Origin of the sequence: Alloalcanivorax dieselolei B5, assembly GCF_000300005.1 — a bacterium.
Taxonomy (GTDB): Bacteria; Pseudomonadota; Gammaproteobacteria; order Pseudomonadales; family Alcanivoracaceae; genus Alloalcanivorax; species Alloalcanivorax dieselolei.
The window spans coordinates 4,003,755-4,028,028 of sequence record NC_018691.1; the positions used below are offsets into that span (position 1 = coordinate 4,003,755).

The 24,274-nt window shown below is 61.9% G+C and carries 22 protein-coding genes; 10 read left to right on the plus strand and 12 right to left on the minus strand.

From position 1 onward, the window contains the following. Positions 1 to 12 precede the first annotated feature (12 nt). Positions 13 to 2,973 (minus strand): type VI secretion system Vgr family protein, encoded by a 2,961-nt coding sequence (locus tag B5T_RS17800; RefSeq protein ID WP_014995931.1) that lies wholly within the window; start codon positions 2,971 to 2,973, stop codon positions 13 to 15. A 141-nt stretch (positions 2,974 to 3,114) separates the two neighbouring features. Here B5T_RS17800 and B5T_RS17805 point away from each other — a divergent pair, with 141 nt between their 5' ends. From B5T_RS17805 to B5T_RS17830, 6 genes are all read left to right on the plus strand, one after another. Then, positions 3,115 to 4,314, plus strand: coding sequence for an FAD-dependent oxidoreductase (locus tag B5T_RS17805; protein WP_014995932.1), 1,200 nt, complete (start codon positions 3,115 to 3,117; stop codon positions 4,312 to 4,314). Between the two features lie 106 nt (positions 4,315 to 4,420). Then, a complete protein-coding gene (locus B5T_RS17810; RefSeq protein ID WP_014995933.1) occupies positions 4,421 to 5,101 on the plus strand; it encodes a hypothetical protein in 681 nt (226 codons plus the stop codon). After that, the gene (locus tag B5T_RS17815) at positions 5,079 to 6,524 is read left to right on the plus strand and encodes a hypothetical protein (RefSeq protein WP_014995934.1); all 1,446 of its coding nucleotides are present in this window, start codon (positions 5,079 to 5,081) and stop codon (positions 6,522 to 6,524) included. Before B5T_RS17810 ends, B5T_RS17815 begins: the two co-directional genes overlap by 23 nt. After that, positions 6,525 to 7,061, plus strand: coding sequence for a hypothetical protein (locus tag B5T_RS17820; protein WP_148279294.1), 537 nt, complete (start codon positions 6,525 to 6,527; stop codon positions 7,059 to 7,061). Positions 7,062 to 7,105: 44 nt separating this feature from the next. Continuing rightward, positions 7,106 to 7,882, plus strand: coding sequence for a hypothetical protein (locus tag B5T_RS17825; RefSeq protein ID WP_148279295.1), 777 nt, complete (start codon positions 7,106 to 7,108; stop codon positions 7,880 to 7,882). Positions 7,883 to 7,910: 28 nt separating this feature from the next. Beyond that, positions 7,911 to 9,014, plus strand: coding sequence for a hypothetical protein (locus B5T_RS17830; protein ID WP_041717104.1), 1,104 nt, complete (start codon positions 7,911 to 7,913; stop codon positions 9,012 to 9,014). Positions 9,015 to 9,075: 61 nt separating this feature from the next. Here B5T_RS17830 and B5T_RS17835 read toward each other — a convergent pair whose 3' ends face one another. The 4 genes from B5T_RS17835 to B5T_RS17850 all read right to left on the minus strand — a co-directional run bounded on the left by B5T_RS17835 (position 9,076) and on the right by B5T_RS17850 (position 13,950). Further along, positions 9,076 to 10,422 (minus strand): DUF3999 domain-containing protein, encoded by a 1,347-nt coding sequence (locus B5T_RS17835; protein WP_014995938.1) that lies wholly within the window; start codon positions 10,420 to 10,422, stop codon positions 9,076 to 9,078. Continuing rightward, positions 10,422 to 13,184 carry a DUF2339 domain-containing protein gene (locus B5T_RS17840; protein WP_014995939.1) on the minus strand — a complete coding sequence of 921 codons (2,763 nt, stop codon included), beginning with the start codon at positions 13,182 to 13,184 and terminating at the stop codon, positions 10,422 to 10,424. The genes B5T_RS17835 and B5T_RS17840 overlap by 1 nt, the downstream gene beginning before the upstream one ends. A 43-nt stretch (positions 13,185 to 13,227) precedes the next feature. Continuing rightward, on the minus strand, positions 13,228 to 13,470 hold the full coding sequence (locus B5T_RS17845) for a hypothetical protein (RefSeq protein WP_014995940.1): 243 nt from the start codon (positions 13,468 to 13,470) through the stop codon (positions 13,228 to 13,230). Positions 13,471 to 13,674: 204 nt separating this feature from the next. Further along, on the minus strand, positions 13,675 to 13,950 hold the full coding sequence (locus B5T_RS17850; RefSeq protein ID WP_014995941.1) for a YrhK family protein: 276 nt from the start codon (positions 13,948 to 13,950) through the stop codon (positions 13,675 to 13,677). A gap of 107 nt (positions 13,951 to 14,057) precedes the next feature. On the opposite strand from B5T_RS17850, the gene B5T_RS17855 reads away from it, so the two are divergent. After that, the gene (locus B5T_RS17855; RefSeq protein WP_014995942.1) at positions 14,058 to 14,597 is read left to right on the plus strand and encodes a cytochrome b; all 540 of its coding nucleotides are present in this window, start codon (positions 14,058 to 14,060) and stop codon (positions 14,595 to 14,597) included. 4 nt (positions 14,598 to 14,601) lie between these two features. On the opposite strand, the gene B5T_RS17860 is transcribed toward B5T_RS17855, so the two are convergent. Then, entirely contained in the window at positions 14,602 to 14,853 is a 252-nt protein-coding gene (locus B5T_RS17860) for a hypothetical protein (RefSeq protein ID WP_014995943.1), read from the minus strand. Positions 14,854 to 15,037: 184 nt separating this feature from the next. Here B5T_RS17860 and B5T_RS17865 point away from each other — a divergent pair, with 184 nt between their 5' ends. Then, the gene (locus B5T_RS17865; RefSeq protein ID WP_041717726.1) at positions 15,038 to 15,802 is read left to right on the plus strand and encodes a Crp/Fnr family transcriptional regulator; all 765 of its coding nucleotides are present in this window, start codon (positions 15,038 to 15,040) and stop codon (positions 15,800 to 15,802) included. Here the strand turns inward: B5T_RS17865 and B5T_RS17870 are convergent. After that, entirely contained in the window at positions 15,791 to 17,587 is a 1,797-nt protein-coding gene (locus B5T_RS17870; protein ID WP_041717105.1) for a hybrid sensor histidine kinase/response regulator, read from the minus strand. The genes B5T_RS17865 and B5T_RS17870 overlap by 12 nt on opposite strands. Positions 17,588 to 17,625: 38 nt before the next feature. Then, positions 17,626 to 18,318, minus strand: a complete 693-nt coding sequence (locus B5T_RS17875) for a LuxR C-terminal-related transcriptional regulator (RefSeq protein WP_014995946.1) — start codon at positions 18,316 to 18,318, stop codon at positions 17,626 to 17,628. A gap of 318 nt (positions 18,319 to 18,636) precedes the next feature. Here B5T_RS17875 and B5T_RS17880 point away from each other — a divergent pair, with 318 nt between their 5' ends. Both B5T_RS17880 and B5T_RS17885 read left to right on the plus strand, forming a co-directional pair. Then, positions 18,637 to 18,891, plus strand: coding sequence for a hypothetical protein (locus B5T_RS17880; RefSeq protein WP_041717106.1), 255 nt, complete (start codon positions 18,637 to 18,639; stop codon positions 18,889 to 18,891). Between the two features lie 36 nt (positions 18,892 to 18,927). Continuing rightward, positions 18,928 to 19,953: a hypothetical protein gene (locus tag B5T_RS17885; RefSeq protein WP_014995948.1), complete on the plus strand. Its 1,026-nt coding sequence runs from the start codon at positions 18,928 to 18,930 to the stop codon at positions 19,951 to 19,953. A 125-nt stretch (positions 19,954 to 20,078) separates the two neighbouring features. Here B5T_RS17885 and B5T_RS17890 read toward each other — a convergent pair whose 3' ends face one another. From B5T_RS17890 to hemA, 4 genes are read right to left on the minus strand one after another with little or no spacing between them, the layout of a single operon-like run. Further along, complete coding sequence (locus tag B5T_RS17890; protein ID WP_014995949.1) at positions 20,079 to 20,840, minus strand: HesA/MoeB/ThiF family protein; 762 nt, start codon at positions 20,838 to 20,840, stop codon at positions 20,079 to 20,081. Positions 20,841 to 20,867: 27 nt separating this feature from the next. Beyond that, positions 20,868 to 21,689, minus strand: a complete 822-nt coding sequence (prmC, locus tag B5T_RS17895) for a peptide chain release factor N(5)-glutamine methyltransferase (RefSeq protein WP_014995950.1) — start codon at positions 21,687 to 21,689, stop codon at positions 20,868 to 20,870. Between the two features lie 3 nt (positions 21,690 to 21,692). Then, a complete protein-coding gene (gene prfA / locus B5T_RS17900; RefSeq protein WP_014995951.1) occupies positions 21,693 to 22,790 on the minus strand; it encodes a peptide chain release factor 1 in 1,098 nt (365 codons plus the stop codon). A 43-nt stretch (positions 22,791 to 22,833) separates the two neighbouring features. Continuing rightward, a complete protein-coding gene (gene hemA, locus B5T_RS17905) occupies positions 22,834 to 24,099 on the minus strand; it encodes a glutamyl-tRNA reductase (RefSeq protein ID WP_014995952.1) in 1,266 nt (421 codons plus the stop codon). Positions 24,100 to 24,274: the final 175 nt, after the last annotated feature.

A 24,274-nucleotide genomic window follows, 5' to 3' on the forward strand; every position in this document is an offset into this window, starting at 1 on the left:
ATATGGTTACCCTCAGCCTTTACTCGGCCCAAGAAGACGCATGCTGTATTTCTCAAGCGCGTTCGCGTTCTGCACCTCGGCCCAACCGTCCGCATCGGTCACGCCCTGTATCCTGGCACCGTCAGCGCGCACTATTTCGTAGCGGTAGTTCTTCGCCGGCGCGCCGCTTGGCATGCTGACACGCACCTTCTTGTTAAATTGGGTGTTGGGCCAGCTGTTCATTTCCCGGCTCAATTGGGTGCCGCCCAGGAACGACTTCTTGCCGGCCTCCACCTTGATTTCGCCGGGGCAACTGACAATCAGGTCGCCGCCTTCCAGGGTCAGTCGGGCCCCGGCGCTGGTGGCCAGATGCAGGGACTGGCCGGCGGCCAGTTCCAGCGGGCCGTTGGCGCTGGTGATGTTGAGGTCGTCACGGCTTTGCACGCGCAGGCGTTCATGCTGGGCTTCGAAGCGGACCTCGCCTTCGGCGCTGACCAGAGTCAGCGCGTCGCCATCGACGCTCTCGGCGGCGGCGAGCAGCCCCAGGGACTGCCCGCTGTGCAGACGCAAATCACCGCCCACCGCCAGGTTGCTGTCCTGGCCGCTGGCCAGGGCCAGGGTCTCGGCGCTGCTCCAGGTCAGACTCTGGCCCGCCAGCAACCCGATGCCGGCAGGGGCGGTTAATCCCAACAAGGCGTGGCTGCTGTGGGGCACCCGGTCATTGCCGCCGCTGGTGTTGTGCTGGGGCGCCTCTCCCAGAGCCGCGCCGCAATCGGCGCCGGTAACCCGGGTTGACGTGCTGGTATAAAGGGCGTTCAGAGGCGCTTCCTGATCGATCAGCCAGGAGGCGCCGGAACGGTCGGAGCCTTCGGCGGCGGCCAGCACCGCGGTGCCGTGGCGGGCGCAGGCCTGGGACAGGGTTTGTCCGAGTTGCCGCAGGTGATCCAGCAGAGCGGCGGCGTCTTCCATATCGCCGGCGGGCGCATCGGGGTCATCCCGCCCCCAGGCGCTGAGCCACAACCCCCGCTCGGACCGGACCGCGCCCCACTCATCGGTTCTCAACTCCAGTCCTTCGCCCCGGAAGCTGCCGCGATAATTACCGGCCTGGTGGATCAGGTGGCCGAGATTGAGCTGGCTGTCGCCATGGCTGCTGGCCAGTTGCAGCCGCAACTGATCATCACTGTCGTCGAAGACCAGACGGTTATAGCCGTCCCCGCCCCACTCCTTGGACTGCATGCCCCACAAGGCGGCGGCGTTGCCGTGACCGGCGGTATCGGGGCTGGCGCCATGCCAGGGCGGCGCGGCACCACCGCCGCGATTGGCGCGGGCGCTGGCGGCAACATCGTGGGCCCGGGCGAAGACGTCGGTGCTGTTCTCCCGCCCCCCGATCCCGCCAGGCGTTGGCGCGATACCGCCTTCGCCCTGGCCGTTATACAGTGCCCCGAGAATCACCGGCCGGTCGATGTCGCCGCCGATGAACCCGACCACCACTTCCTGGCCGATGCGCGGCACGAACTGCACGCCGGCGCCGGGGCCGGCCTGCCACTGTCCGACCCGCAGCCAGCAGGTGCCGCGATCGTCGTCGCTATCGCCGCGCTGCCAGTGAAAACGAACCTTGACCCGTCCGAGGCCGTCACTGAACACCTCCTCACCGCCACTCACCCGGGGCTCACCCTCCGGCCCCACCACCCGGGCAGTCTGATAGCCCCGCGCCACCGGACGACCGCGCCAGCGGCCCTGCTCATCGGTGGCACGGGGCCGCCACGGACGCCCCTGATCCTGGGCCTCAAAAAGATTCGCGTAGCCCAGTTGCGCGGCCCGTTCCGCCAGTCGCTCGCTGGCCTCCCGCGCTTGAGCGTCAGGCCAGGGAGGTGCTTCTCCCAGGGTGTGCGCTATCTGTCCCTGAGCCGTGGCGGGAAGATTGTTGATGCCCAGGTGCCGGACCCGGGTCAGCAGCAGCGCATCCGGTACCGCCAACCCTTGCGGCGGCTGCCGCAACCGCAGGAAGGTGCCGGCACGACAGGTGCGCACGGCGCCTTCACCCTGCCAGTAGTCGCGCACGCTTTCGGCATGGGCGGCACGCAATTCGGCGTAATGGCGGGCTTCCTCAGCGTCTTTCCAGGCGTACTGGCCCACGCTGTCGTATTGTTCCACCGGTTGATCACGCTCACCGCCGGCGGCGAGCGTCACCTGTACCGGAGTGGCCTTGCGGGTTTTGTAGTCCTCGCTGAGCAGGGTCAGTCGCTGAGCCCCGGCGCGACGACGACGCCCCAGGCGGTGCAGGCCATCGCCTTCCTCACTGGCATCACCACGATGCACCAGCACACCGCCCTGAGCCTCGGAGGTGGCGTCTTCCGGTAACAGGCGGCTGTCGGAGAACAGTTCCAGATGATGCCCGGCGGGCGCGTCCTGGGTTTCGACCAGACGGAATCCCAGCCCCTCCTCGGCGAGCAGACGATGGATAAAATCACCGTCCGTTTCCCGGTACTGGGTACAGTAGCTGCGCGGCCTGACGGCTTGCAGGAACGGCGCCACGTCATCCCGTTGCCGCCAACTGGCCCACTCACCGTAACGCTCGAACACGGCGCCGGCGATATCGACCACGCTCTTGTCCTGGAACACCTGACTGTGGCGGCCGTGACTGAGCTGCCAGCTCCAGGGCCTCAGAGTGAAGCGGTAGCGGGCCAGGCCGCCATCGGCACCGAGCAGGGACACTTCTTCCACCAGGCCGGTGCGGGGTGTTTCGCTGCCATCGCCGAGGCGGGTGAACAGGGTCGCCTTACGACCCAACCACTCCCCCAACGGGCATTGGGCATTACCGGTGAGGACATCCACCCACCACACCGAAGGGGCGGACAGGGCTTCGTCACCGCACCAGCGCTCCACCAGCAACGGGGTGGTGTTGTCGTCGAGGGCGAAGCGATAAAGGCGGCGATGGTCTTTTAGCGACAGCGCGGACGTCAACAGGTCTCGCAGCTCGTCAAAGGGGGGCATGGTCTGACTCCATTCAGTGCCGAAACATCCTTGATGACGGCCAAAATCATGGCACAGGCACGGTTTCAATGCCAGACAGCCCCCTGCACGAGAATGCCGGGTGCGTATAATGCCAGGCTGGTTACCGGGGGAGCACCACCTGTGAAATCGCAATCCATAGCCATTATCGGCGCCGGCACCGCCGGACTGGCCAGCGCCCGGGTATTGGCCGCCCAGGGACATGACATCACCCTGCTGGAGCAAGCACCGGCGCTGGCACCGGTAGGCGCCGGCATTCTGCTGCAGCCCACCGGCCTGTCGGTCCTTCGGGAGTTGGGTTGCTATCAGGCCCTTGCCGAACTGGGAGCCCCCATGGACGGCCTCCACGGAGTGACCCGCTCCGGGCGGGTGTTGATGGATACCCGCTATCACCTGCTGGGTCCCGGGGTACAGGGACTCGGAGTCCATCGGGCCAGTCTTTGCCACGTTCTGAGCGACAGTCTGGACGCCTACGCCCATCAACGCTGGCTGGGCACCCGAGTGGACGCCCTGCGACACGATCCTCTGGGGGTCACGGTGGTAGTGGGCGCCGGAGCCCGCCAGGGTGAGCATCGCTTCGACGCTACTTTGATCGCCAACGGCAGCAACAGCCACCTGCGGCCCGCCGGCTGGGTACACTATGACCAGCAATACCCGTGGGGCGCACTGTGGGCGATTATGCCAATGGAAGCCGGCTTCGACGGCGCCTGGCTGCGCCAGTGTTACGAGGGCGCCCATCGCATGGCCGGGGTTTTGCCCACCGGCCGCACTCCGGACGCCCCCGACACGCCGCTGCTGAGCTTTTTCTGGAGCCTGCCGGTGGCCGACATGCCCCACTGGCGCAATGGCGCCCATCCGTTCGAACAATGGAAACAGGAAACCGCCGCGTTCTGGCCGGACCTGACGCCGTTGCTCGCACACCTGCGGTCTTCCGAGGATCTGCTCCAGGCCACTTACCGCGATGTGATTCTGCACCGTTGGGGCGAGGACCGGCTGGGCATCATCGGCGACGCCGCCCATGCCATGAGCCCACAGTTGGGCCAGGGCGGCACCATGGCACTGCTGGATGCCCAGGCCCTGGGCCAGGCCATGGCCGAGGCGGATCAATGGCCCCAAGTATGGGCCGGCTTCCAGCGGCGGCGGGCCAGTTCGATCCGCTTCTACCAGAACATGAGCCGCTGGCTGACGCCCCTGTTCCAGTCTCATGGCAAGTGGGTCCCGGCGTTACGTGACATCGCCTTTCCGCTGATGTATCGCATGCCCTGGCTGCCGCGACAAATGGCGCTGACCGTGGCCGGCGCCAAGCGGGGGCTGTTGCGTTGATCACCTGTCCCCAGGCCACGGTTTTTGCGGGTTAAACCAGGGCTGCCTATACTTTGACCAAGCATGGAGGGATCACCATGTCGATAAAACTGCAAAGGATGTACTCATGAGTATCAACGGAGATCTGCTCCGGCCCGTGTGCTTTTGCCTGGGAGCGATACTGGCGATGAGCGGCTGTGCGGACCGCGCCCCAAGGCTGGACCTGGATGAGCTGGACAGCGATACCGCTATCGCCCGGCTGCTCGACGACAACCATATTCCTTACACACGGGAACCTTCTGATCAGGTCATGAACCTGCAGGTGCTCCTTTTTGGTGAACAGTATCAGGCCCGGGACGTCCTGCGAGGCAACTTCTCCATCGACTGGGAAGAGGAAACCGCCCGACCCAACGTCTACTTCCACGATATCCCCCTTTGGGCCCCCGCCTTTCTTACCGACCAGGACGACACCCTGTACATCATCACCTCGCGGGTCGGTAACTACGATGGCGTGAAAGGGGAAAAGCCCCTGGACGTGTTCGATGACGATCAGGTGATGACCCTCAAGACCCGCCTGGAGAAAGAATACGGTCCCGTCACCGCCAGCCAGGAAGACCATCGCGGCAAGGTCTATTTCTGGCGGCTCGACAACGGCGCCGTGCGCCTGAGTATCGAGAACGACTGTCTGTGTGAGCTGGCATCGAGCTGGTCCGGTGACGAACGTCCCAAGGGAGGGCGAGGTGGCATCCTCGCCCTCTACTACGACTCCGAGCTACCGAGCTTCCATGATGACCGCTACGAATATTAAAACCGCTCTGCGGCTCGGCCTGCTGACCATGTTAACCGTGGCACCAGGCGTCGCCCTGGCGGAAAAAAGCTATTGGCACGTGCAAGGCCCGGACGACACCAGGTTCGTTCTCAAAACCGCCATGCTGTCTCCTCTTTCCCTGGCGGGACTCGGCAAGTCGAGCTTCTTCGTCTACGACGACGAAGACGGCAGCCTGGTCGCCTATGACGCTAAAAAACCGGACAAACCGCTCGCTCTGCTGCCCGAGCCGGACGACAAGCGCATGGAGCGTTTGAAGACACAATTGACGGCGAAGTTGGTTGACGGCCAGTTGAAACTGTTGATGTCTGACGGCCGCGAGAACATCTTCTTCATCAAACCCCATCCGCTGGACGGCGAAGCCGAGTTCAAGAACGCTTTGGATGAGCGGCACCAGCACATCGAGACGATGAAACGGGAAGAGGCCGAAAAACACGCCGACCTGACCATCCCGGCTCAGGCCGGCGACAGTGTGACCGTTGCTTTCCCCGAGGCCTTTACCCTGAATCTACCGCCGGGGGATAACGGCTTTTATGTCCATCAGCAAGGGCCGAAGCAATGGCGTTTGTTCACCCTGGCCGAGCCCGAGACTGACCAGCCTTTGTTCAATCAGGTGAACCCGGACCTGACGTTGACGATCAAGGACGCGCCGCCAAAGGACGTCGCGGAAGAAAGCCGCTGGCCCGGAACTTACCGCCTGTATGAACAGGATGGCTTGTTTGTCGATGCCTTCACCGAGTACGACGAAGCCGAGGATGAGGCCTATCTTGCCGGCTATGACCTGTATCGGACGGTGCCATTGAGCCACGGGCGCACCCTGCTGATCACCACCCGCACCTTGAGGAATATGGACGAGGTCAAACGGTTCGGCGTTATCGCCAATAACGCCCGGACCACCGGCGCGGACAACAGCGTCAGCCTGGATAGTTACATGGACAACACCCTCGGCCCGTTCTCGCCGGCACAATCCGTCTCCCTGTTCGAAGGCGCGAAAATGACCCTTCCTCAGGGCTATACGGCCGAACACTGGTCCGGCAGCGGCTATTACATGCTTTCCCTCGGAGAAAACATGGTCTTCCAAAGCAACGATGGGAAAAGCGACTACATTAGCGTCAAGGTTCCCTTGCAACCGGGCGAGTCGGAATTCGAACGTCCATCCGGCGGGATCTACATGCGCGATGATGATGGTTTCTCCTTCGACGCCGACAAAGTGTCCGGCGATCAAAGCGTTCTGGTAGCCGACGACAGCGGGCTGATCTTTGAGGCCAAACAGGACTGGCATCTGGTGCGCTACGCCCGGCTTGGCCAAACTCACGTGGTCTACTATATGAACTACCGCAATAAGCGGACCGAGGCGTTGGAAGATTTTTACAGCTCCCGCCACGCCTTTCATTTCGAGCCATGAGTGATGACCACACCCACCCACTCGTCTCAATCAGTTTGTCCAGAATTTTCCTGGTACTACGCGGGTTTCTGGCGGGTGGCGTTTTTCATCGCTCTGGCCGGCTGCGGCGGTTTCATGCTGACCGTAATCGTTGTCATCAGCTTCGCGCTGTATACCGACACGTCCCTCGAGGGTCTGGATCTGTTCATCGCCTGGCCACTCCCGATCGTCACGGCATTACTGTGGCTGGTGCACCGCGTTTTCGACGACGGCAAGCTGCTGCTCTGCACGGAAGCCCGCTTGACGCTGTCATCCGATCGCACCGGATTGCTTTACGAGATTCCCGTTGAACGGATAAAAGAAATAACCGTTCAGGACAATACTCTCAGCCTCAGAGCTCTGCCCATCAGACCCAACAAATTGATCGTGGTCACCGCCGAACGGGAATATACGATGAACATGTGGGGCGATTTCGTCTGGAACTTCGCCAAACTGAAAAAGCACGTTCTGAGTCTGAATACCTTCCTGCTGGAGTCTGCTCAGAAACGTCGGCGCTGATCCTCCAAAGAACGCTATCCAAGCCACTGCCTCGGGATGACCCCATGACACTCTCATCACCACCCTGTCTTTCGGTAACCGGCGGGAAACGCCGGCTGATGGCGCTTTTCAGCCTGATCCTGCTATTCGCCGCTCTCCAGGCCAGGGCATCCGAGGCCACGCCCCGGCCATTGGAGCCCGGCGACGAGACCGAAGACAGGTTAACGGCCGAAGCACCCATGAACTTCAACGACGGCAGTCGTTATCATCTCTACCGGGTTGAGCTGGCGGCCAACCAGGTGGCCAGGTTCGACGTCACCGGCGGGCTCAACAGCTATCTTTCCCTGTTCGCTCCCGACGGAACCTTGTTACAGCACGAGAAAAACGGCCAAAGCGACACAGCTCTGCACAGCTACCATGCCCATCTGAGCCAGAAAATCGAAAGGGAAGGCTCCTATCTACTGGCCGTGGGTGGGAATTCCCCACGCTCTCTGGGACAGTACACCGTGAGCGTCAAGACCACCGAGCTTCAGAGCATCGCCCCTCTGGTGCCCGGCGTCACGATCAAGGACTGGCTGCAGGGGCTCAATGCAAAACACACCTTGCACGTGGACAAGATCGGGCAATATCGGATTCGCTTCGGCTCCGACGATTTCAGCGCCTATCTTCTGGTCGACCACGGCAGCCACTATGCAGCCATCGACAGCGGTGACGACACCGACGAACACCTCGACGTTTTTTTAAGGACACCAGGAGATTATGAACTCATCATTCGTTCTTCTGACGAAAGCTGGCAAGAAGGGTTATATACCCTTGGTGTCGAAGCGCTCCCCTGCTGCTAGGTCAGGACGCCGGGTCGGCTGGTTGGGCATGGCGGGCGCTCTCATGCTCACCGCTATGTCCGCGGTGTCCGCCATGGCGCAAGCGCTGCCGCCCAGCCCCTGGCCGGCCCGGCTGTCGGTGGCGGCGATCGCCGCCACGCACCCCGATCTGGAGACCACCTTCCGGTTTCCCTGGATCACCGGTTCCTCCTGTGGGCCCACCGCGCGTTGCAACATCGGATGGATCGCCTGGCGCATCAATGCCTGGCTGCAAGCCAGCGCGCTCGGTCAGCTTCCGGTCGATGGCCGCACCGCCTTTGAGCGGGTCTGGACCTCTTCCGGCAAACCCCATGGCTTCACCAGCCTGGATTTCACTGTCCTGGCCCACACCCGCGCTTTTCTTTCACTGACGGTTCATGGCACCCAACTGAATGGGTATCCTTCGTCCTTCTCCCACGCCTACAGCTTCGACACCGCCACCGGCCATCCATTGAGCTTGCAAGATCTGTTTACCAAACAGGGGCTGGCTTCACTGAATCAGGATGTACGTCGACAATGGCGCCCCAGGCTCGAGGCCGCCCTGAAAAATGAGACAGGGGCTTCCCGGGACTCCGACGAAATGCAATCGCGACAGGAGTATTACACCCAGTGTCTCGAGGCGCTTCTCAATGACCAGACCGTCGCGGACACCATGATCCTCGAGGCGGCTCAACTCACCCTCACCCGCGACTGTCCGTTCCCGCGCGTGGCACAGGCGCTGAATGATCTGGGCCGGCTCTCGGCACGCTATTCCCGGGATGCTTTACAGCCCTGGCTGAACGACTATGGCCGTTGTTTGTTTGAGCGTAAGTCTCTCTCCTCCTGCTCGTTGCCCAGGGGACGACACCCTCACCCGGGGATCTATCGCGCGCGGGCTGATCATGGTGATCTCGTCACTTTGGTTCTCGGCAGGAGCTCCGATGTCGATCAATCGTTCTACGCGGAATCCCAGGCCGGCCCGCTGCATCCTCTGGAAACGACTCAGGACAAGTCATTGAAACTGACCCGGCCGGATGGCAAAGCACAATTTCTGCTGGAGGTGGATCAACAGGGAAACCTGGAAGGCATCTGGCGGAGGGCAGATGCCACCTTCCCGGTACATTTCAGCTATTGACCGGGTACGGCGGAGGCCCGCCGGCGGGCCTCGTCATCATCTACAGTTAATCAACGGCTAATCAGCGGTTGTCCAGCTTGCGCAGCAAACCCACCGCCATGGCGACAACCAGGGCCGCGCCCAGGATCAGAATCCCCCACAATACCATCCGCCGTATCGGGGTTTGCTTCGGCGGAGCCTGCAAAGCCGCGTTGCCCCCCAGCTCGCGCCGTTGCTTCAATTCCGCCCGCGCCGCCGCGGGCTCATCGCCCAGAACCGCGCAATCCAACACTTGGGCGGGCGCGGACCGGCGGCTGCCATAGGCCAGCAGGAATGGCCCTTCCCCCTGGGCCAGGAACCCCAGTCGTATCGGCGGGTACCCCAGTTGCAACGAGGGCGGTTCCCCGGATAGGGCTTCCCCACCGGACAACACTTCCAGCCGCCATAACGCATCGCTCGTCGAGGCCATATCCTGAGCTTCGGTAGCCCCGGTCTCCGGCCCCGAGGTGACCGGGCCCTGAAAGCGTTGCCGCCAGGCGGCTGTTTCGTCGGCACGGGAACTCAACCGCACCTCGAGAACCCGATTCGGCCCCGGCAGGGTCAACCGCCATTGCCGCGCCGGCGCGGGGCGGGAACTCCGGAACCGGCTATCAAGGGCATCGGCCGCGCTCCGCTCCGTCTCCGCCCATATCAACGGAACGGATTCCACCTCGGTGCGCGTGGTCAGCACCTGTGCGTTGCGCAACCAGTCCCGGGCCCGTTCATCCTCGGGGATCAAGCGCAGAAAGCGGTAGCGATGCTCCGGCAGTGCCACGGCAGCGGTCTCCAGCGCCTCCCCGTCCAGCCGCAACAGTGTGGTTCGCGTGACGACGGTTCTCCATTGATCCAGATCGTCGCTGGCGGCGATACGAATCGGCAGTTCCTGCCGTCCTTCCGGGGAGCGCCAGCGCCAGTCCAGGCGAATACCGGCGACCGGCTGTTCCACCCCACGCGCATCCACAATGTATTCAAAGGCACCGGCCTCCGCCGATGCGCCCTCCTCCGGCTCTGACCGCTGCCAGCGCATGCTCAGTCCATCCGCGGTGTCGATGGCCAGTTGACCGCCCAGGTGCTCGGCCGGGCGACGTCCGGGGGGCAGGCCGTACAACGCCGCCGGATGCGCCACGGTGTTTTGCTCGGTCTGATCCTCGATCTCGCAGAAGGCGTGCTGCACCACACCGCCGTCACGATTGAAGACCCTGACATCACCGAGATCGGCCCGGGTGCTGACCTGATAAACCGGTTCCGGCAAGGACAACTGATAGGCCCGCCCTTCCCCCACCGGCGTGATCGGAATGCCCTCGGCGAAATCATCCGGTAGCGGCACCGCCAGGGTAGCGGAACCGTAACCGAGCGCGGCGATGAAACAAGGCAGAATCCAGAGACGCATCAGGAAGACTCCTTTCCCCGGGGCGGCAACGGCGAGAAATAGCCGACAACCAGCAGTATCAGCCCGACGCCCAGGAACGAGACGATACGGGCCAGGGTTTCCGTGCCCGCCATATCGATGAGAAACAGTTTCACCACCACCACGCCCAACAAGGCCACTCCCAGAATCCACACGGGGCGCCATCCTTTGCGGGTGGCGGTGATCATGGCGGCCAGCCCCAAAAGGGCCCAGAACAGGGACAAGGCCATTTGCACCGTCACTGAATGTACCATCCCGGCGGCATCAAGCGGGGTGCCCACGCCGTAATGCAGAGCACGCACCAGGGCGGCGCTCAGCCACAGGAAAACCAGTGCCGCCAGCATCGATACAGCGAACACGGGATAGGGTCGTGGTGTCTCCCTCCACCAGCCAACAATGGCCATCATTGTCAGAGCCACACTGAGATCCAGAGGGTTGAGCAACGGCCAATACGGCAACGGCGACGGTGCACCGTCGTGAGACAGATTGATCCAGATCAGCCAGCCGACGGCCAACGCCGCCAGGGGCAGGGCCCCTTGCCAGCGGTACGCCGGCGCATGCCGCCGCCAGGGCCAGACACCCGGTGAGCGGGCACACAGAGTGATGAGCGCCGCCGGGATCAGCCCCCAGGTGAGCACCGGCCAGACGCCATCAAGCACATTGCCGATCCGCCACGGCAACTCGGGCAACAGCACCAGTGCCAGACTCCATAGTCCCAGGGCGTGCAGCCACGGCGTCATTCCGGGCAGCAACGTTGCCTCTCTCCGGTCCCGCAGCCACAACGTGTGGTAGTACACCAGCCACAATGCCGGCCAGCCCCACAGAGCCCCATGCGCCAGCGGATGCGACAGGGTCAACAACGCCAGGCCGGCAATGGCGACAAAACCCGCGCCCAGCAAAGGCGCGACGCGAACGCTGGTTTCCCAGGCCAGCCACCGTCCGGCCCAGGTCAGCAGTAGCATGATCAGGGTTGGCACCAGCAGTAACCAGCCCGCCTCGCTATGGAAGGGAGCGTACTCGCCCGCTTCCGCGCCACCGGCAAACAAAGCCCAGAACACCGCCCACGCCAACAGGATCCGGGCGCCCCCTCGTTCGTAGGAGGCCCGCGCCGCGCCCAGCCGGGACAGGAACACGCCGCTCGCATATCCGGCCACCGCCAATCCGAACGCCGCCATGAAGATCCCGTTGAAGAACGGCATGGTCGGTTGCAGGTAATCCGGCATGGCGATCATCAGCTGTCCGGCCGCCAGCACTTGCAACAGGACCCCGAAAGCCCGCGCCAGCTTTCGCTTCTGGCGCACCCCGAGCCACAACAGCCCGGCGCCCTCCACGGCCCAGATCGCCGCGGTGGCACTTCCGGACAGCGCCAGGGGCACCGTCAAACTGCCGAATATCACCCCCAGAGCCGCAAAGGCCTCGGCCAGCAGGCGCCATTCCGATCGGCGCCGATAAAACAGAATCAGTGCCAGCCCCAGGTAAAACAGCGCGAAGGCCAAGGCGCTCCAGGCCAAGGCGTAGGGCAGATGCGAGACCAGGGAAGCGTGCAGACCGAAAGTGACCACCGGCAACCCGAACACCAGCGTCCCCGAGACATACCCCAGATCGGCCTTCGCCTGGCGCCGGGCAAACAACAGGGACACCGCCATATACATCAGGAAGAAAAGCCCCAGAAACAGATCCGTACTGATCAGATGCTCCGGCGAATAGCCCCCTCCACGCCACAGAGCACTGATGCCGAACGTGAACAGAAAACCAACCAGATTGAGCTGACGCCAGGCCCGGAACCAGGCCACCAGAAAGACGCCCAGATTGAGCACGGTGTAATAGCTGAACAACGAGATATGGCTGCCTGCGCCACTGGATGTCAGCAACGGCGCCAGGAAACCGCCGGCGAAGCCGATCACCGCCAGGATCAGCGCATTCTGTGCCACCGCCAGCATCGCCGCGGCCAACGCCACCACCACCATCAGTGAAAACGCGAGCCCGGAGGGGATCACAGCGAACAGGCGGAAAGCGGCGTACAGGGTCAGATACAGTATCGCCACGCCTCCGCCCTGCAGAATCAGCGCATAGCCAACATGCCGGATGCGCAGCCGCCAACCCAACCCCAGTAACGCCATCCCCAGCAACGCCACCGCCGCCAACCGGACCTCCAGCGGAAACAGGCCACTCTCCGCGGCGTACTTGGCCAGCAACGCGGCGCCGATGAACAGCACCAGAACGCCCACGCGGGCAATGGTATTGCCGCCTTTCAGCCAGGCACCGATACGCTGGAAGCCCCGTGAAAACAGGGACGGCGCCGGCGGGGCAAGCGGCCTCCCGGGCGGCTGCTCCGGTTGCGGCTGCGTTGATGGTTGCGACGGTGGTGGTGGCGATTCCGGCGGGCGAGCTAGTGGCGGCTCCACGGAAGCCGGCTCCGGCGGCTGCGAAGCGACGTGAGGCGAAGGCACCCTGTCAGCCGACGCCAGCAATGTCCGGATCCGCTGTTCGCTGGCCGTCACCCGGTCCCGGATCAGCACCAGCAGCACAATGGCGAATCCGGTCAGTGCTCCCAAGGTACCTAACACCGCGCACAAGATGCCCGCCGCTATCCAGGAACCACTCAGGGCCCCCAGCAGCATCGCCACGAAAGCCATCACGGCACCGCCCGCCAGCGCTCCGGCCAGTGCCATGAACGTCATCGAAGCCAACGGCCAGGGGGGTACACGGTTCGGGCTCATGGCATCCTCATCCTTTGTGGTCATTCCATTTCCGCCCTTCGGGCCTCTCACCCTGTCTCTTCAGGTGTTACGGGAATTGTTGCCCACATTCGTCCAGGATGTCACCGACCAGGTCCTCCACGGTCACGCCTTCGCCTTCTTCGGTCAGATCTTCGGGATCGGCGGGCAATTCATAAACCCGGCGGACCATCTTCTCGAACAGCTTCTTCTCTGCCGGCGTTTCCGTATTCTCTGTATCCAGCTCCGCCAACACCCGTTCCAGCGGCTGGCCGTCCTCGTAGCGTAGCGAAGCAATAATAAAGAAACTCATTTCCAGCCGGTCACAAACTGGCCATTCACCTCCCCAAGGAGGTGGCTGGGTGGCCTGAACTGGAGAGCTCAAAAGCGCTATTACCGAGAAAAGCAGCCGTATTCTTCCCATCACATCCTTGCTCCCTGGTTCTCAGTTCCGTATATCAGGCCCATCGTACCTGACCGGGCCGGATCCCGTCGGCATGAAAGGTCAATCTTTATCTCACTCTTCCCATTGACTGCTCGGCAAACGTTGCAAGTGAATATGCCCGCACAGACGGATCGTGGGCCGGATCAAGAACTGGAAGCTACCCACCACGAACAACCACGCTGCCGGTGTTTCCATGCTGGGATATAGAAAAAAGATACTGCCCAGTAGAAACCAAATGGCGATAAGGAAATCATTGGCGATACTGAGCGTTTCATAACGACGGCGGATCACCAACTCCTCATGCCCAAGATGTACGGTGAGAGGGTTATCGACACGGCTTTTATACATGATCAACTCCATGGCATAGCCCGGTGATATAAGATTCATTGATATAAATCAAACCACCCTTGTTGGATTCAAAAGACACTTCTGTTTCATCCTCACGGGAGACGAGCATGGCAACGAACACTGGTTGGCACCGTACCCTCAAAGGGGTGCACTGGCTGGTAGCCATTCTTCTGGTGATGGTGTGGGCCTCCGTGGAGTTACACGAGTTTGTGGAAAAGGGCAACCCATGGCGCGACCGCTGGGTGATGCTGCATGTTTCCTTTGGTGCCACCGTGCTGATCCTGATGCTTTTCCGACTGTACCTGCGAGTTCATCATTCCACACCACCGTTTATTGGTGCGCCTTGGCAGCACCGGCTGTCTCAACTGGTACATCTTGGGCTCTATCTATCCGTGATCGCCATGCCCATATTGGGCTTTCTGATGCGTCAATTCGCTGACAAACCCACCGTGATTTTCGGACTTGGCCCCTTGCCGCAACTACTGACACCCAATGCGGGAATAGCCGAAACCCTGGCCTGGTTGCACAAGGACCTGCTGTGGTATGTGCTTTTAACGCTGGTGGCCATCCATGTGGCCGGCGCCCTTTGGCATCATTTCATCGACCATGACGACACCTTGCGGCGAATGGCCTCACCGCGCTGGTGAAGGATCAGCCTGTTACAAAGGCGACAATCAGCAACAACGGCAACAGTAGCGGAGTCAACGCCCACCAGGACGGCCAGCGCCATAGCCACACGGCACAACCCAGAAACATCAGTGATGTCGGCAACCAGATGATGACGCCCAGCATGCGCCAGGCCAGACAGTCGGAACGAGAGGGACAATCCTCCATTGTCATCATCCCCAATACAATCAACCCCAACCCCAGCAGGCCCAGGGCGGCCAATAACACCACTGTCATTATGCGGATCCAGTATCCCACAGCACTCCTCCCTGACTTTTTTTGTCACTTTGCACAATATTGTGCCTGCGTTCACGTCTCTCGATAACGCCCAGAGGCCATGATTAAAGACGCCGGGGAATGGCACGCCCCCTGCTTGGTCAACGACACGTTACTTTTCGGCTACCGCGGACGACAGAACACCATGATGACACTTGGCGACCCTCTTCCCGGCTTTGCCGCGCTGGCACGGGACTACAAGCGACTGGGCAGTGAACTGACCGTGGCCCTGGCGGATCTGGCCACCCCTCGCCCTCAGCCTCCGGCGGACAGGCTGCCGCTCCATGAAGAATGTCTGCATGTGGTACGTGGCGGCATGGTGGTGGCCCGTCACGGCGAAAGCCCCCTGTTCCTGTGTGATGAAGGGGATGTGCTGCCACAGGATACGGAACTGAGCTACAAGGCGGACAGCGCCGTTCTGCTGGCAGCCTACCCCTGGAAGACGGTGCTTCAGAGGTTGCGAAAAGAACCCCATCTCGCGGCTTTATGGGAGCGCCTACGGAATCTGAGGGAGCGCTTGTTGCTGCACATGCTGGCGGCCAGGGCCGGTGAGGATCATCACGCTCACTCCGCCTTCGTCTACTTTCAACCCGGAGAGGTGCTGATCCGTCAGGGGGAGCATGCCACTGACGTCTATCACTTATTCGAAGGCGAAGCGGATGTGCTGGTGGATGATGTGGCCGTAGGTCAGGTCGGCGAGGGCGAGGTGCTGGGCGCCATCGCGGTGCTTACCGGCGCCTCACGCAGCGCCACGGTACGGGCGCGCACCCGCTGTTCCGCGGTGCGGGTGCCCGGCAGCCAGTTCCATCAACTGATCCGGGCCCATCCCACCCTGATTCAAAGGCTGATGACCGACATGGCGCGGCAAATCACCCGGCTCAATCATCGTGTGGTGGCCCTATCCGGCTGACTCGGAACGATCGCTTTCGCTGGCCGCCTCTCCGGGTTCCAGCCATTGCGACAGTACGGCGTGCAGTTGCGGCGGCTGCAGAGGTTTACGCAACACCAGATAGCCGTCCCGTTCCGCCTGCTCCAGTACAGGGGAGTGAAATTCACCGCTGACCATGGCGCCGCCGGATTCCGGGCATGCCTCCAGCAATGCCTGGAAAACTTCGAAACCGCTTTCTCCGGAGCGCAACCTTTGGTCGCAAAGAATCGCCTGCGGTTGAAACCCTCCCCGCAACAGCTCATGCGCCTCGGCACCGGAAGCGACACAGCGGACCTCCACGCCCCAGGCCTCCATCAGGCTCTGCCAGGCTTTGGTCACCAGAGGATCGTCGTCGATAACCAGGCAACTCCCGCTCAGCGGCACGAGCCGGGTCAACGACAAGCGCATGGCATTACCCGATACCGTATGACCGGTTTTCAGTTGCTTTATGGCCGGCAACGACAACCAGAATCGGGATCCGCGCCCCTCCACGGAGTTCAGACCATAGCCAGCGCCCATTATTTTGGCACTGCGCGCCACCATCGCCAGTCCGAGGCCATGGCCGGCGCTGTCGATTCCCCAGGAATAGGCATTGCGATAGAACTGGGTGTAAATACTCTTTTGTTCCTCCAGCGCCACACCGATTCCGGTATCCCATACTTCCAGCAGCCAGTTCCCCTGACGGTGGCGTACCGACAGCAACACACCGCCTTGGGGGGTATAACGCAGAGCATTGTGAGTGAGATTGATCAAACAGCGGCGAATCAGACTGGCGTCGCCCAGCACCACCGCCTCTTTTCGGGCAATGCGGATACGCAGATCCAGGCCACGGCTGTTGGCTTCCTCGCGAAACGTGGTCGCCACATCCTCGACGATGGCGTCCAACAACACCGGCGTGCGTTGCGCGGTCACCGCGCCGGTTTCCATCTTGGAAAGGTCCAGCAGCGAGTTGAACATCAGATCCACCGAACGCACGCTCTGTTGCAAATCCCGGATCGGATCCTTGAGCGTTTCATCGCGATTGCGATGCGCGATGGCCTGAATCAGAAAGCCCATGGCATGCACCGGCTGGCGCAGATCATGACTGGCGGTGGTAAGAAACCGGTTCTTGTCCTGCAGGGCCTGCTCCGCTTCTTCTTTGGCGTCGCGGAAACGCTTCGCCAAAGCAGCACTGTCTTCTTCCAGTTTGATCTGTTGCACGAAGAAACGGTGGGAGGTCACGCCATGACGATACATGGCGATACCGAACAGCACCGCCATCGGCAACACGAAATGCCAATGCTCGGGAACCGTCCAGGGCATCATTAAAACCACCGGTACCCAGCAACACAGGAAAAAGCGCAGGAACACGCCCCACACCGGCGTCTGATGCGTTGCGTTGGCGGCGATGGTGCCGGCGAAGGTGATGTGCAATACGGCGGCAAATTCAAAAGTCACCTTGCCCGCCGTCAGCAACACCACCAAAGCCAGCCCGAAGCCATGCAGAACAGCGATGCGCTTGACCACCGGCAGCCATTTTTCAAGCACCTTCTCACTATCAAGGGATGCTCTGTCCGCCAGGTAACGCCGACGCAGAACGAACAACGTCCAGACGCCCAGCAAGTACACGGCCAGCTCCACAAGCAGCCAGGAAATATCCTGCCCGAGAAGATAGAACCAGACGATGAAGGCCATGCCCGCGAACGGCGTTACCGAGGCGCTGTAAAACAGCCTGACACGAGTGATATCCAATAACCGGGCGCGCCCGTCAGCACTCAAATCGGTCATGGACGGTGTCACCACATTCCCTCTGGCAGGCGGGGTGTTCATAGCCGCAGACGTCGCCCATGCAGTAACGCGATCGCTTCCACCCGATTACTGGCGCCGAGTTTCTGCAGGATGGACGACACATGCTCCTTGACCGTTTGCTCGGTGACATTGAGCGCCATGGCAATCCGCTTATTAGGCAATCCCTTAAGCATCATCGCCAACACCTCGCCCTGGCGCCGGGTCAACCCCAGATCCGCCGGACTGATCAGCAGTTCCCGACGGGACCGGAGTATCGCCGCTGATGCCGGGTCCGCATCCGAGAACCAGGTTTTCCCCCGGCGCAACGCCTTCACGGCCCGGGCAAACGTCTCCGGCGATTCATTCTTATGAATGAAACCGTGAGCGCCGGCGTCCCGTGCCTGGGCATCGATACCAACACCATCGTCACCGCTCATGACCAACAGCCGGGTTGCGGGGCAATGATCGGATAATGCCTTTACCAGAGGCGGCGCCGCACCATCGGCGAGCCAGAAATCGATAATGACCAGGCTGGGCGCTCCGTTATCGGCGATCAACGCCATACAGGCGTCGCCATCCGCGACGCTGTGCACCGAACGGTAACCGCAGTGTGAGATCAGATATTCCGCGACACCACGCACCACCAAAGGGTGGTCATCCACCACCAGGGCATACTCGATGTTTCCCTTCCTTTCTTCCGGTTTCCCGTGAAGCCCTGCGTCCTCATTCATTCGCCGTTCCATCCTAGGTCATTGGCGACGGCTGAAAACCCTACCACGGTAGGGTGGTTCAGACCGGGCACCGGCGATAGCTTTCATTCACCCGGGGCCAACACTCTGGAAGCTGCGCCGGGAGCACATCGATACGCGTGCTCCCTTCCCCAAGAGCCATGGCAAAGCAGTCCGACGTTGCTGTCCCCATTTTACGACACCCGGCGTCGAAATCGGTACGGGTTCTCCACGTCGATGCCTATTTTTTCCAGTTGTCCGGAGGGCATGGCCACTCCGGATTTCTTCAATGAACAACGGTTAACAGTACGGAGACCGACAATGACACTTAAAGCCCTGGTTATCGCCTCCTCCGCCGCCTGTGCACTGGCTTTGTCCGTGAATGCCCAGGCCGGCTTTCTCGACAAAATGAACGACGCCCTGGACAAGACCTCCAACGCCATCAACAAGGTGCAGGAAACCTCCGACAAGGCCACCAACACCGTGCAAGGCACGGTGAAGTCCGTGCAGGATACCGGCCAGGCGGTCCAGGACACCAAGGATGACATGACTTCCATCGGCAAGAACGACGACTGATTGCCAATTCAAAGATGCATTAACAAGGACGCTGTTATGTTCAAACGTACCTTCACATTCCTTTTCGTTACGTTGTTTTCCATCACCCTGGCCGCCTGCGGTGGCGGTGGAGGAAGCAGCAGCGGCGGTGATAATGGTGGCGGCGACAATGGTGGGGGAGATGGTGACGGCGGTGGTGATGGCGGCGCCAGCACATACCATTACGAATTCCTGCCCGGGACTCAGTTCACCGACACGCAAATCATCAATATGGGCGCCGAAGGTTATGTGTTCCTGGGACCGGTGATTCTGGGTTCCAACGTGGATGAGGAGGGGCTGCTGTTCGGCCGCTATCAGGAAACCACCTACGAGTATCGGATCAATCCGCAACAGCCCACGCTGAGCCAGTTCGAGACCGAGGCCAATGTCCAAGGCCAGGCGGGTTTTGCCCTGAACGCGCCTTATGTCAATCTGTATGGCGACAGCACCACTCAGACCGTCTACATGCGCCAGCAAGGCGCCAACACCACCTACGAAACCAAGGTGACCCCGGGCCTTGCAACCAGCGCCGACGCTCTCATTGCCGCGGCCAATGACCTGGGTGATGAAGGCTATCTGCTGCTGGGCCCCATCAGGGACAGCAGCGGCAATGCCGGTTACCTGTGGCAACGTGCCGTCAACGGCACGGCACGTTACAACTACCGCTCGACGCCAGCCGACTTTGAAGAAACCGAAGAAGAGTTCCTCACCGCCATCTCCGAGCAAGGCAATCAGGGTTACCTCTGGCTTTATCCCTTTGCGTTCGTCAACACCAATGGCGCTGAGGAATTCGCCAACTTCTATATCAAGGACACCACCAGCCAGGCCACTTTCAGTTATGAGCTGACGCCGTCGGCGGACACCTATGCGGAAGTGGTGGCGGATGCCAATGCCAAAGGCGCGGAAGGCATCTACTTCTTCGGCTTCGTGACCTTTGTCAGCCATGATCCGGTCAACGATCCCACCGGTGAGCGGCTACTGTTCGTCACCGCGGAAAACTGCTCCGGCAGCCCGTTGTGTGCCTTTCCGACAAAGGTGCTCTGACCCGTAGTCGTTAAGCGACCGTTCTATTTACGGCCAAGGCCGCTTCCCACGGTGACGTTGCAGTTCCCGCCGTGGGAAGCGGCCTTGGCCGCGAAAACAACGCCAATCCATGTCTCCGGAGCCTGTCATCCGTCTTCCCCGGCGACGGGATCGCCGCACACCGGACAATGCGGGTCCTTGCGCGGTGCCAATTGCCGCCAGCTCAGGGCACGGCCATCGAAGACGTGAAGTTGCGGATCCACCGGCTTGCCGGTAAGCAAATGCATGGCCAGCAGTGCCTGCAGGGTGCCCACGGTACCCACCACCGGTCCCAGGATTCCCGCCTCACTGCACAGCAAATCGCCCTCGGTACCGTCACCAAACAAACAGGCGTAGCAGGGGCTGTCGGTTTGCCGCAGATCGAAAGCGGCGATTTGTCCTTCCAGACGAATCGCGGCGCCGCTCACCAGCGGTTTGCGATGACGCACGCAGGCGGCGTTGACCGCTTGCCGGGTAGCAAAGTTGTCGGTGCAATCCAACACCAGATCCACTTCCGGCAGTTGTTGATCAAGCCAGGCGGCATCGACACGGGCCACCACGGGGGTAACCGGCACATCAGGATTCAGCGAACGCAATTGCGCCGCCAGGGCAAGGGCCTTGTGCTCTCCCACCTGGTCAGCGCGGAAAGCCACCTGACGATGCAGATTGGAGACTTCCACGCGGTCGTCATCCACCAGCAGCAAACCGCCGACACCGGCGCCGGCCAGATACAGCGCCGCCGGATTGGCCAGACCGCCGCATCCCACCAGCAGCACCCGGGCGCGGCTCAACGCCTCCTGACCGTCCAGATCGAAGTCCGCCAGCAGCAGTTGACGGCTGTAGCGCATTAACTGGTCGTCGTTGAACATGATGTCTCCGCTTATCGCCGGCCCCACTTACCGATGGCCAAGAGTAACGCGATCCTGCCCTCCCAGATCGCGGAGCGTCTCCACTTCACGATACCCCCGCTCCGTCAACAGGGTGCGCACCGCCTCCCCCTGATCATAACCATGCTCCAGCACCAGCCAACCGCCTTCCACAAGACGCGTTATGGCCTGATCGGCAAGCACGCGAATATCCGCCAGCCCCCGTTCCGCCGCCACCAACGCGGTACGCGGTTCATGGCGGACATCGCCTTGCCCCAGATGCGGGTCTTCGGGATCGACATAAGGCGGATTGGATACGATCAGCTCAAACGGGCCTGGCAGCGCCGCCAGCCAGGTTCCGCCGACGACCGCGACTTCCGCGCCCAGAACCCGGGCATTGTCCTTCGCCATCCGCAGGGCAGCATCGCTGATATCCACCAGCAACACTGACCAGGCCGGCCTTTCCAACGCCAGAGTAATGCCGATGGCGCCGGTGCCCGTGCCCAGATCCACCGCCCGCAACGGCGATTCCGGCAGCCGTTCCAGTACGGCGTCAATCAGGGTTTCGGTGTCCGGACGTGGGATCAGAGTATCCGGGGTAACCTTGAACAACCGCCCATAGAACTCCCGCTCACCGACCAGATAAGCCACCGGCTCACCGGCTTCGCGGCGAGCCAGCAGTTCCAGGAAGCGCCGCTGCTGGGATTCGTTCAGGGTCCGTTCCGGCCAGGTGAACAGATAGGTGCGGGATTGGGCCAGCACATGGGCCAGCAGACACTCGGCATCCAGCGCCGCACTGGGCGAGGCCCGCAAACGGGAACGGGCCTCTCGCAACGCCTGGTCGATGCGCACCGGTTACTCCACGCCGCCGGCGCCCGCCAACGCCGCCAGTTGTTCCGCCTGATGTTCGGCGAGCAGCGCGTCCAGCACTTCGTCCATGTCACCGGCGACGATTTCGTTGAGACGGTACAGGGTCAGGTTGATGCGGTGATCGGTGAGGCGGCCCTGGGGGAAATTATAGGTGCGGATACGCTCGGAGCGGTCACCGGACCCCACCAGAGACTTGCGCTGGGCGGCCTGTTCCGCCTGGGAGGCGCTTTCACGGGCGTCCAGCAAACGTGCTTTCAGCAGGGACATGGCCTTGGCCTTGTTCTTGTGCTGACTGCGTTCGTCCTGGCATTCCACCACCACCCCGGTGGGCAAGTGGGTGATCCGTACCGCCGAGTCGGTAGTGTTGACGTGCTGGCCGCCGGCGCCGGAGGAACGGTAAGTGTCGATGCGCAAATCCTCGTTGCGGATCTCGATATCACCGGCCTCCTCGGCCTCCGCCATCACCGCCACGGTACAGGCGGAAGTATGGATACGACCCTGGGATTCGGTGGCGGGGACACGTTGCACCCGATGGGCACCGGATTCGAACTTGAGGCGGGAATAGACGCCGTCGCCCATCACCCGCGCGATCACCTCCTTATAGCCGCCGTGTTCGCCCTCGCTGGCGCTTACTGTTTCCACTTTCCAGCCACGCTGGTCGGCGTAGCGGGAGTACATGCGAAACAGATCGCCGGCGAACAAAGCCGCTTCATCACCGCCGGTGCCGGCGCGGATTTCCAGGTAAACCCCGGCGTTATCGCGGGGGTCCTTGGGCAGCATGGCCCGTTGCAGGTCGCTCTCCAGTTGCTCCAGACGCGCCTGCGCCTCGCGCACTTCTTCCTGGCCCATGGCACGCATTTCCGGGTCGCTGTCCTCGGTGAGCGCACGGGCGGTTTCCAGGTTCTCCTGGGTGGTTCGATATTCCCGGAATCCCTGCACCACCGGTTCCAGCTCCGCGTATTCCTTGGAATAGGCACGGAAGCGTTTCTGCTCGGCGATGACGTCCGGATCGGACAGCAAGCCGCTCAATTCCTCGAAACGTTCCGTCAATTTCTCGAGCTTGGCGCTCAGCGAAGCTTTCATAGAGGTTTCCGATGTTGAAAAAGAGGGATCGGGCGACGCGGCGTCAGGTCTGGTCGGGCTCGTCGCCGAGCAGCAGTTCCCGGGCGGTACGCAGATCCTCCACGCGACCTTCGGCGGCCATCCGCCGCAGTGACACGCTGGGCTGGTGCAGCCATTTGTTGACCAGGTTGTGCTTGAAGCGGCGTAATACGTCCTCCGGATCGGCGCCGTTCTGCAACTGCGACAATGCGCGTTCCAGTTCCTGGTCCGCCAGCATCCCACGCTGTTGCCGGTAATCGCGCAACACACCAGCGGCGCGTTGCTCACGGCGCGAACGACGATGACGGTGCACCGCCTCGCGGATCAGTTCACCGGCCTCGCGCGCCGCTTCCTGACGGGCGCGCACATTTTCCTCGATGGCTTCCTGAAGATGATCCACCGTATATAAATAGACGTCGTCCAATTTACCCACTTCCGGCTCAATATCCCGGGGCACGGCAATGTCCACCATGAACATGGGGCGGTGCCGGCGCCGTTTCAGCGCCCGTTCCACCGTGCCCTTGCCCAGCACCGGCAGTGGCGAAGCGGTGCAGGAAATGACGATGTCCGCGTGCTCCAGCGCCACCGGTAATTCTTCCAGACCGATGGCGCGTCCCGCCACTTCGGCCGCCAGTTCACTGGCCCGTTCCAGTGTCCGGTTGGCAATGACGATCTCCCGCACCTGCTGCTCATGCAGATGCCGGGCCACCAGTTGGATCATTTCCCCGGCGCCGATCAACAACGCCCGGCTCTGCTTCAGGTCGGAGAAAATGTGCCGGGCGAAGGAGACCGCGGCATAGGCCACCGACACCGGGTTGGCGCCAATACCGGTTTCGGTGCGAATCCGTTTGGCCACCGAGAAAACGTCCTGGAACACGCGCCCCAGTTCACTGTTAAGCAGGCCGGCCTCATGGGCACGGGCATAGGCCTCACGCATCTGCCCGAGAATCTGGGGTTCACCCAATACCAGGGAATCGAGCCCGCCGGCCACACGCATCATATGTTCCAGCGCCTGCTCGTCCCGATACTGATAGACCACATCACGCAGCCGCTGCGAGGACATGCGCCGGGCACGGGCCAGCCAGTCGCTGAAATCGGGGATGGGGCCGTCCACCAGGCAATAAAGTTCGGTGCGATTACAGGTGGACAATAGCGCCGCTTCGCGAACGCCGGGCAGCTCATCACGCAAGACGGCCAGCACCTGGTCGGCCTGATCCGCTGAAAACGCCAGTTGCTCGCGCAACTCCACGTCCGCGGTGGTGTGATTGACCCCGACTGCGAAGAGATTCATAAAAGTGATGACGACCCGGCCTGGGTTAGCTACACGCGCAAGGGCCACGCATTTTGCGCGAAAGCGCCCGTGGAAACAATGAGAGCCTGTTTATAGTCTATACACCACCGCGCCACCAAGCCCAGGATCAGTAGCGGGAAACCCGAGGAGAGGCCCCTTGGGTGACGCAAATGTC